Annotated in this window: 10 protein-coding genes; 8 read left to right on the top strand and 2 right to left on the bottom strand. The window is 33.6% G+C overall.

Translation table 11 applies throughout. The features are described from left to right. Positions 1–144: 144 nt before the first annotated feature. The 6 genes from BN349_RS13800 to BN349_RS13775 all read left to right on the top strand — a co-directional run bounded on the left by BN349_RS13800 (position 145) and on the right by BN349_RS13775 (position 5,867). The gene (locus BN349_RS13800) at positions 145–822 is read left to right on the top strand and encodes a DUF2953 domain-containing protein (RefSeq protein WP_019242914.1); all 678 of its coding nucleotides are present in this window, start codon (positions 145–147) and stop codon (positions 820–822) included. A 14-nt stretch (positions 823–836) separates the two neighbouring features. After that, the gene (ytfJ, locus tag BN349_RS13795; RefSeq protein WP_019242913.1) at positions 837–1,307 is read left to right on the top strand and encodes a GerW family sporulation protein; all 471 of its coding nucleotides are present in this window, start codon (positions 837–839) and stop codon (positions 1,305–1,307) included. A gap of 114 nt (positions 1,308–1,421) precedes the next feature. Beyond that, entirely contained in the window at positions 1,422–1,919 is a 498-nt protein-coding gene (gene tpx, locus BN349_RS13790) for a thiol peroxidase (protein ID WP_019242912.1), read from the top strand. Between the two features lie 357 nt (positions 1,920–2,276). Next, a complete protein-coding gene (locus BN349_RS13785; protein WP_026089312.1) occupies positions 2,277–3,278 on the top strand; it encodes a class I SAM-dependent methyltransferase in 1,002 nt (333 codons plus the stop codon). A 373-nt stretch (positions 3,279–3,651) separates the two neighbouring features. Continuing rightward, positions 3,652–4,842, top strand: coding sequence for an acetate kinase (locus tag BN349_RS13780; RefSeq protein WP_019242910.1), 1,191 nt, complete (start codon positions 3,652–3,654; stop codon positions 4,840–4,842). A 182-nt stretch (positions 4,843–5,024) separates the two neighbouring features. Next, a complete protein-coding gene (locus tag BN349_RS13775; RefSeq protein WP_019242909.1) occupies positions 5,025–5,867 on the top strand; it encodes an EcsC family protein in 843 nt (280 codons plus the stop codon). A gap of 252 nt (positions 5,868–6,119) precedes the next feature. Here the strand turns inward: BN349_RS13775 and BN349_RS13770 are convergent, their stop codons facing one another. Beyond that, positions 6,120–6,437 carry a hypothetical protein gene (locus tag BN349_RS13770; RefSeq protein ID WP_019242908.1) on the bottom strand — a complete coding sequence of 106 codons (318 nt, stop codon included), beginning with the start codon at positions 6,435–6,437 and terminating at the stop codon, positions 6,120–6,122. A 225-nt stretch (positions 6,438–6,662) separates the two neighbouring features. Here BN349_RS13770 and BN349_RS13765 point away from each other — a divergent pair, with 225 nt between their 5' ends. Together BN349_RS13765 and argH are read left to right on the top strand one after the other, a co-directional pair. Then, the gene (locus BN349_RS13765) at positions 6,663–7,871 is read left to right on the top strand and encodes an argininosuccinate synthase (protein WP_019242907.1); all 1,209 of its coding nucleotides are present in this window, start codon (positions 6,663–6,665) and stop codon (positions 7,869–7,871) included. Continuing rightward, positions 7,868–9,241, top strand: a complete 1,374-nt coding sequence (gene argH / locus BN349_RS13760) for an argininosuccinate lyase (RefSeq protein WP_019242906.1) — start codon at positions 7,868–7,870, stop codon at positions 9,239–9,241. The genes BN349_RS13765 and argH overlap by 4 nt, the downstream gene beginning before the upstream one ends. A gap of 178 nt (positions 9,242–9,419) precedes the next feature. On the opposite strand, the gene BN349_RS13755 is transcribed toward argH, so the two are convergent. Further along, on the bottom strand, positions 9,420–9,869 hold the full coding sequence (locus BN349_RS13755) for a universal stress protein (protein ID WP_019242905.1): 450 nt from the start codon (positions 9,867–9,869) through the stop codon (positions 9,420–9,422). Between the last annotated feature and the right edge of the window lie 152 nt (positions 9,870–10,021).

Raw genomic sequence — 10,021 nt, 5'->3', positions numbered from 1 at the left:
TTTTTGCTCTGGAAAGAAAATAGCTTGAAGTATGCTTTAGCTAACGTGTCCTGATATTAGGAAGATAATGATGATTTTTCAGTAAATAAGGGTTTATTTTTTGGAGTGATTGACGAAAATGAATGCTTGAAAGGATGAGCAAGAATGATATTTATTTCGTTAGTTGCTTTCTTGTTGATATGTGTTGGAGCCATTGTATTATCAAATATTAAAATATATATCCATTATTATCACGGAAATGATAACGATCAATTATCCATTAAAATTAGAGGGATATTTGGGTTGTTTAGAAAAAATATAAAAATACCAGTTATTAAAATTAATCCAAGCTCCGGAAGTGTAGATTTTAGAGAAAAATCACAAAGTGGGGGTATTCATACACAAGAAGAAAAGAAGAAAACAATCACCTTAGAAAAAGTGATGGATAGCATAGAATCATACAAGGATTTTTTGGGGAAGATCTACAATGCAAAGCATATTATTAATCATTTTTTTAAAAAAATTAGGGTTCGAAAATTTACTTGGGAGAGTACCATTGGTACTAAGGATGCTGCTCTCACAGCGAAGCTTTCTGGTGTGATTTGGGGAGTAAAAGGGTTATTACAAAATGTACTCTATCATTTTTTTTCTGTGAATTGTATACCGTATTATAATGTTACGCCGAATTTTAACCAAAAGCTTTCTATTACAGACTTTCATTGTATATTAACTGTTCGAATTGGTTATGCTATTTTAACAGCTATTAAGCTGTTTCGTCATATTAAAAGAAATCAACATTCGATTCCAAATCAAGATCATCAGAATAAGAATGAATCGATATAGCAGGAGGAAATAGTATGTCTGAACATCCAATTCAAGGACTAATGAATACAGCAATGGAAAATATAAAAGAAATGATTGATGTGAATACCATTATTGGAGATCCTGTAGAAACACCGGATGGTAGTGTCATTTTAACGGTTTCAAAAGTTGGATTTGGATTTGCCGCAGGAGGAAGTGAATTTGCGAGTGGTGGAGGTCAAAGTAGCGGTGGCTCACATCAGCAACAGCAACAACATCAGCAACAGCAACAAAAACTCCCGTTTGGAGGGGGAAGCGGTGGTGGAGTATCAATTACTCCAATCGCATTTTTAATTGTCAATTCAAGTGGTGTGAAAATGCTCCATCTTGATGAAAATACACATCTGCTTGAAAAAATATTGGATATTGCGCCAGCAGCAGTTGAGAAGATTCAATCGATGTTAAATAAGAAAGATGATAAAAATCCAACTTCACAAACTTCTCAGTCAAAAATCGATTTAGAATAAATAAAGAAATGTTTGATAAATCTTTCGAATGGGAATAGTAATTTAATTGAAAAAAATAGAAAAAAAATATATGATAACACTATACATATATTGTAAAGAAATGGAGAGGATAGAATGGCGAGTATTACATTTAAAAACAATCCAGTTACACTTTTTGGGAACGAAGTAAAAGTTGGTGATAAAGCTCCAGATTTTACAGTTTTAAATAATGATCTTGCACCTGTTACACTAGCAGATTATAAAGATCAAGTAAAAATTATCAGTGTTGTACCTTCAATTGATACTGGAGTTTGTGACGCACAAACTAGAAGATTCAATGAAGAAGCAAGTAAATTAGATAATGTAAAAATTTTAACAATTTCTGTTGATTTACCTTTTGCTCAAAAACGTTGGTGTGCAGCGGCTGGAATAGATAATGTGGAAGTCCTTTCAGATCATAAAGATTTATCTTTTGGTAAAGCTTATGGACTTGCTATTGAAGAATTGCGCCTTTTAGCTCGTGCAGTATTCGTAATAGACCGAAATGATAAAGTTGTGTATGCTGAATACGTGAGTGAAGCAACTAATCATCCTAATTACGAAGCTCCAATAAAGGCTGCTCAAGAAGCATAATATAAATAGATAATAAATAAATTAGCTAATTCATTTCTTTTTGTTTTTTAAAAGAGATATGAATTAGCTTTTATTATGAGTAAACGAAAAGGAGTGGTGACGGTTTTTCTTATTGTCTAACCTTTTAACCTGCCATGCTCGGGTTATAATCTGATCCTTTACGGAAATCAAAAAGCGGATTTCCTATAAGGATCATGTTATACCGGTCGCATGTCTCCTTTTCTAAAAGTAAAATCTGAGGTGAAACTAGTTCTTAGAGCTAGAAGAAGTATTCAAAGATTGAAGAAGAATAGAAAAGGACCGGTGACGGTTTTTCTTATTTTAGGTACAATAGTAGAGGTAAAGAACGGAGGTTTTATTTTGAAATTCGAAAGTATTGAAAAAGCATTCCAACTACTAGATGAAACAGCAAATATAATTGAACAGGAATGTAATTGTACTTATTTAGAAGCACTTGCAGAAACAGCAGAAAATATATTTCATCAAGCCATTCTTCAAGAGGACGTCAGTGAAATGACAAAGAGACGCTTACTTAAACAGTATGATTCTGTGTCATTCACACAATTTGATTCAGAGACCATTCGTAAAGCTTATCAATTGGCTATCTTAAAAGGAATGAAAAAAAATACACAAGCTAATCATCAAATGACACCAGATTCTATAGGGTTATTTATAAGCTATTTAGTGCGTAAATGTATGGAGGGGCAAGAGCATTTTCGCTTATTTGATCCAGCTGTAGGAACAGCAAACTTATTATTAACGATTTTACAGCAATTTGATCGTGAAATGATTACAAGTATTGGAATAGACGTTGATGATTTATTAGTTAAGCTAGCATATAGTGGTGCGAATTTAATGGAATATTCAATTGAACTGTATAATGGCGATAGTATTAGACCGTTGTTAATCGATCCAGTCGATGTCGTGGTAAGTGATTTACCAATAGGATATTATCCTGATGACGAACGTGCTAAAGAATTTGACGTTAAGTCTGATTCAGAGGAAGAGCATACATATGCTCATCATTTAATCATCGAGCAGAGTGTACGTCATTTAAAAGATGGTGGATATGGAATATTTATTGTGCCAAATAGTATATTTCAATCTTCACAAGCAACGTTGCTACAGCAATTTTTGAAAAAGGATACATATATTCAAGGACTTGTAGCATTGCCGATATCATTATTTAAAAATGAGAATGCAGCAAAAAGTGTTCTTATTGTTCAAAAAAAGAAAGAAAATCTTCAACCACCAAAAAATGCACTTTTAGTTCAGTTGCCGAAAATGTCAGATGCTCACGCAATGCAAAATATCCTAAAGCAGATGGATCAATGGTTTAAAGAAGAAAAGCAAAAATAATTTTAAAAGCCTAATTCAAGAGTTAGACAATAATTTCTTGAAATTAGGCTTTTTTCTAATTTTGGGTATAGTACAGAATTATTATTGTTGTTATAATAGCGGAGTATGTACGCGTTGTCATTTTGTGAGGATACCTATAATACTAGATTTATGAGCAATTTAATTTTCTGAAATCTGTTTTAAAAAATGGATAAGTTTATTAATACAGTTTCAGGGAGGAGCTAAGAAATAAGTTTTTATAATTGGTTTATTTCTGGAATTTCTTGAAACGTAAATTTTTTGTTGTTTATAATGTAAAAGATAATAGTATTAAATAACATAGTTAAAACATGTAGTACATCATAGAAATGTAAAGATAAAGGAGTCGCAACATATGTCTAAAGTTATAGCAATTAACGCTGGTAGCTCATCTTTAAAGTTTCAATTATTTGAAATGCCGAGTGAAACAGTAATATCAAAGGGATTAGTTGAGAGAATAGGTCTTCAAGATTCTATTTTTACGATTACAGCTAATGGGGAAAAAATCAAAGAAATTACTGATATTCCTGATCATGAAGTAGCAGTAAAAATGTTACTTGAGAACCTAATTAAATATGGTGTTATTCAATCATATGATGAAATTCAAGGTGTAGGTCATCGTGTTGTACATGGTGGGGAAGCTTTTGAAGATTCTGTTGTTATTACGGATGAAGTGCTAGAGAGAATCGATCAATTATCTGATTTAGCTCCATTGCATAATCCGGCAAATGTGACAGGAATTAAAGCTTTTAAAGAAATCTTGAAAGATGTTCCAGCGGTTGCTGTATTTGATACTGCCTTCCATCAAACAATGCCTGAGAGCTCTTATTTATATAGTCTTCCATATGACTATTATAAAGATTATGGAATTAGAAAGTATGGATTCCATGGAACTTCACATAAATATGTCTCAGAACGTGCAGCTGAATTATTAGGAAGACCAATTGAACAACTTCGACTTATTTCATGTCATCTTGGTAATGGCGCAAGTATTGCAGCGATTGAAGGTGGAAAATCAATTGATACTTCAATGGGATTCACACCTTTAGCGGGTGTAACAATGGGAACTCGTTCAGGTAACATTGACCCTGCTCTTTTACCGTATATCATGGAAAAAACAGGACAAAATGCAGAAGAAGTTATTGAAGTATTAAATAAAAAGAGTGGATTATTAGGTGTGTCTGGTTTCTCAAGCGACCTTCGCGATATTGAAAAAGAAGCATCTTTAGGAAACCACCGTGCTGAATTAGCATTAGATGTATTTGCTGGTCGTATTCATAAGTATATTGGTTCTTATGCTACAAGAATGGCTGGTGTAGATGCCATTATTTTCACTGCTGGTATTGGTGAAAATAGCTCAGTAATACGTGAGCGTGTACTTCATGGATTAGAATTTATGGGAGTATATGTTGATCCTTCTTTAAATAAAACAATCGGTAAAGAAATGTTTATTAGTTATCCTCATTCTCCAGTAAAAGTAATTGTCATTCCAACAAACGAAGAAGTTATGATTGCTAGAGATGTAGTAAGATTAGCTCATATTTAAGAATGGAGAAGGTTAGTTGTAAGTTGTACTTATGACTAACCTTTTTTGTATTGGTTAGAAAAAGGCATTGTATGGGAGATTCCGTTCTAATCTTTTGATTAGATTTACTGGGCTTTTCTTTTAAAAATTTGCTTATGATATACTTATTTATATCGAATAGTAATCATGTTAGGAGTGATGGTATGGTACTAACAAGTCGAGAACAAAAAATACTAGAAGATTTAAGGGCTTGGGAGGAAAAGCTATATACATACGAAAGTAATGACTTTGCAGTACTTTATGAGAAGGCAATTCAAAGTAGTTTTGCTCTTTTACCTGAAGAAACACAAAAAGAATTTTTTGCAGTTCTTGATAATATGCTCTTTCACTTTCATGCGATAATCCAAGGCGCTCAATTTCAAATGGAGGCTCGTGACCGTATTTTAGCTTCTGCAAGAATTTTTCAAAATGATATTGAAGAAGCTGCTGATATGAAACTGTTAACGGCTGACCAGCTTAATTATATAGCGCAACAGCAAATTGCGAGACATCGTCTTTATTCCTTTGCTCAAGGAGGAATAAGTGGTATGGGTGGTGCGGTTTTAATAGCTAGTGATTTACCAGCAATAACAGTAATTAACCTACGACTTGTTCAATTAATTGCCATGTCGTATGGTTATGAGGTCAATACTCCAAAAGAAATGATGATTTCCTTAAAAGTATTTCAAGCAGGAACACTACCAAATAGATTGCAAAAAGTGGCATTAGAAGAGTTGAATGAAAATACCTCACATTCTGTAGAAACGTATTTTTACGATGGTAATGATGAAATTGTGGATACGAATTGGTTTGAACAGCCTATTAAACAGGTTATGAAATATATGCTAATCTCAATGTTTAGAAAGAAAAAAATTCAAGGATTGCCTTTAATAAGTATGGCGATAGGAGCAAGTAGCAATTATGCACTGACGAAAAGGGTAAGTGAATTTGCTCATAATTATTATCAATATCGTTTCTTAAAAGAAAAAATTAAAGACGTAGAATAAGAAAAAAGCCCATTTATAATTAAATGGGCTTTTGTGTTGTTTAGGCAAATCTTGAGGGTTATTTACGTATGCAGTTTAGAGGGAATAATCTTTGAATCAACTCAGCCGCTGTTATACAAAGGTGGTTTTCGTCTGTTATGTTGCCGATGAAAAAAAAGTTAGGAGATATAGGTGAGTTGAATTCCATTCCAGAAGTCTCGCACCGCATACTCCAATCGAACTTTATTTTACAACGAGCTTTCGTTATTTTGGCTACATATGTTTTTTTTCGGAAACTCCTTGGTGAGTACGATACCAAATCCATAAATCGTTAATGATTGATGCTAATTCTGCTATATCTGAATTAAGTTGGCAAGAAAGTGGAAAGTTTTCTTCATTATCTAGTTGTTGTTGCTTTTGATTTATTTGACTTTCTAAATATTTAATTCGATCAGGTATGCTTCCGCGGATACTTTCCCATTGGGACAAAATGATGAGTTGTTCTTCTTTTATATAATCATCCCATTCGCGGGTTAGGTTAGGTATGTGAATACCTAATCGATTATCATAGGTGAAAATATGTCCCTCCATACTGTTTCCTCCGTTTCTATTCGCTAATAGTAGTTTACTATAAATTGTTTTATTATTGTGAATACAATTCAATAAAAGTCTTTCTTTATTAATTATTCTAAAATTTAAGAAATTATATACAATTAGCTTGCAAAATCTAAAAAAAGCTGTTAAAGTAATATCAACATATTGAATAAAAATTTAATTTGGTTGTATTTTTATTCATAATACAGGAGGGTAATTACAGTGGCGAAAGAAAAAGTTGTTTTAGCATATTCCGGAGGTTTAGATACTTCTGTTGCAATTAAATGGATTCAAGAACAAGGATATGATGTGGTAGCGTGCTGTTTAGATGTTGGGGAAGGAAAAGACTTAGAATTTGTTAAAAATAAAGCTATATCAGTAGGGGCTATTAAATCTTATGTCATTGACGCAAAAGAAGAGTATGCGCAAGAGCTAGCTTTAATAGCTATGCAGGCACATACATTGTATGAAGGAAAATATCCTTTAGTATCTGCACTTTCTCGTCCACTAATCGCGAAAAAGTTAGTTGAAGTAGCAGAACTTGAAGGAGCAGTAGCGGTAGCTCATGGTTGTACAGGTAAAGGAAATGACCAAGTGCGTTTTGAAGTTTCTATCTCAGCTTTAAATCCAGATTTAAAAGTTTTAGCACCAGTTCGTGAGTGGAAATGGTCTCGTGAGGAAGAAATTCAATATGCAATTGATCATGAAATTCCAATTCCAATTAACCTAGATAGCCCATTCTCTATTGACCAAAATCTATGGGGAAGAAGTAATGAATGTGGTATTCTAGAAGATCCATGGGCAGCTCCACCAGCAGATGCTTATGACTTAACTGCAAGTATTGAAGATGCTCCAGATGTAGCTGATATTATCGAAATTACATTCGAACAAGGTGTACCAGTAGCTATTGATGGTGTTCCTTACAAACTATCAGATTTAATCCTTGAATTAAATACTCTAGCTGGTAAACATGGCGTTGGACGTATTGATCATGTTGAGAATCGTCTGGTTGGTATTAAATCACGTGAAGTGTATGAGTGTCCAGGAGCTATGACGCTAATTACAGCTCATAAAGAACTAGAAGATATTACTCTAGTAAAAGAGCTTGCACATTTTAAACCAGTAATAGAAAAGAAATTAACAGAACTTATTTATGATGGATTATGGTTCTCACCATTAAAAGATGCTTTAGTAGCATTCCTAAAAGAAACTCAGAAAACAGTTAATGGTGTAGTTCGTGTGAAATTATTTAAAGGTCATGCAATCGTAGAAGGAAGAAAGTCTGAAAACTCTCTATATAATGAAAAATTAGCAACTTATACAACAGAAGATGAGTTCGATCATACAGCTGCTGTAGGATTTATTTCATTATTCGGTTTACCTACAAAAGTAAACAGCATGGTTAACAATAAAAAGAAGGTGAACGCGTGAAAAAGCTTTGGGGAGGAAGATTCACTAAATCAGCCGAGGAATGGGTAGATGAATTTGGTGCTTCAATCTCTTTTGACCAAGAACTTGTTTTGGAAGATATCGAGGGAAGTTTAGCTCATGTAAAAATGCAAGGGGAATGTGGTATCCTTTCGCAAGAAGATGTAACAGCTATTACAAACGGTTTACTTACTTTGAAACAAAGAGCTGAAAATGGTGAATTACAGTTCTCAGTAAAGATGGAAGACATTCATTTGAATTTAGAAAGTATGCTTATTGATGAAATTGGTCCAGTCGGTGGAAAGCTTCACACAGCTCGAAGCCGAAATGACCAAGTTGCAACTGATATGCATTTATACTTACGTAACAGAACGAAAGAAATTATTGGGCTAATTACTGAGCTGCAAGCAGCTATATTAAATAAAGCAAAGGATCATGTTGAGACGATTCTTCCTGGGTATACACATTTACAAAGAGCTCAGCCTATTTCGTTTGCACATCATTTATTAGCTTATTTTTGGATGTTAGAAAGAGATAAAGAGCGTTTTACAGAAAGCTTTAAGCGTATTAATAAATCACCACTAGGTGCGGGTGCTCTAGCAGGTACAACGTTTCCTATTAACCGTGAGCTTTCAGCAGAGTATTTAGGTTTCTCAAGCATTTACGAGAATAGCTTGGATGCTGTAAGTGATCGTGACTTTATTGTAGAATTTTTATCTAATAGCTCTATGATGATGATGCATTTATCTCGCTTAGCGGAGGAAACCATACTTTGGTGCAGCCAAGAGTTTCAATTCATTGAGCTAGATGATGCATTCTCAACAGGAAGTAGCATTATGCCGCAGAAGAAAAATCCGGATATGGCAGAATTAATTCGTGGAAAAACTGGACGAGTTTATGGAAATTTGTTTGGTTTATTAACGGTATTAAAAGGTCTACCATTAGCATATAACAAAGATATGCAAGAAGATAAAGAAGGTATGTTTGATACGGTTAAAACCATTACAGGTTCTTTAAAAATCTTTGCAGGTATGATTTCTACAATGAAGGTTCGTACGAATGTCATGGAGAAAGCAGTGAAATCAGATTTCTCTAATGCAACTGAGCTAGCGGATTATCTTGCAAACAAAGGCTTACCCTTCCGTGAAGCACATGAAGTAGTAGGTCAACTAGTGCTAACTTGTATTAATCAAGGATGTTATTTAGCTGATTTATCTATAGAACAATTCAAAGAAGCGAATGCTTTATTTGAAGATGATATTTATGTCGTTTTACAGCCTTATGAAGCGGTGAAACGTCGTAATAGTGCTGGTGGTACAGGTTTTGCTCAAGTACAAGCTGCTATCGAAAAAGCAGAAGGATTATTAAAATAAGCGATAAAGTTGAAGCGTCTAAAGGTATATGGAAATACTTTTAGACGCTATTCTTTTGTTAATCTTGTTTGTCCATATTTTTGTTTGTAATTATTATTTAATAGAATAAAGAGGCTGTCTTATCGAGACAGCCTCTTTTTTATGTAAATCTTGCTGCAATATCTAGAAAGATTAGTTATTATTCGCCTTTTTCAGTACGTACAACCATTACATCGCATGGTGCGTAACGTGTAATATGTTCAGATACACTGCCGATAAGGAAGCGTTCAACAGCGTTCAATCCAGTAGCACCACATACGATTAAATCAATATTGTGCTTTTTAGCTAAATCTTTAGGGATTTTTACTTTTGGAGATCCATATTCAACTTCTACTTTAACTAGTTTTACCCCAGCTTCTTCAGCATGTTGTTTGTACTCTTCAAGCAATTCTTTAGCGTAAGATTCTGAACGTTCTGCCATTGTTCGATCATAAGCTTCGATTGTAGCAAAGTTTCTTGTATCAATAACATGAGCAATAACAAGTTCAGCATCATTTCTTTTAGCTATTTCTACTGCTTTTTTAAATGCCCATTCAGCCTCTTTTGATCCGTCTACTGCTACGAGTAGTTTGTGATAAGTTAAGTTCATAATAATTCCCTCCTTATATATATATTATAACAAAAGATGACAATTCTTTTGTGTATAATTAGCGAAAAAAATGAATTATCAATTAAATGGATTCTATTACGATAAAAAGAAAATAAGTTAGTATTAGAAGAAAATGAGAAATATTAAAGTGG

The organism is Bacillus sp. AP8 (assembly GCF_000321185.1).
In the GTDB taxonomy this organism is placed as follows: Bacteria; Bacillota; Bacilli; order Bacillales; family DSM-1321; genus Bacillus_AD; species Bacillus_AD massilioanorexius.
This window is presented reverse-complemented; position numbering and strand designations above follow the sequence as displayed.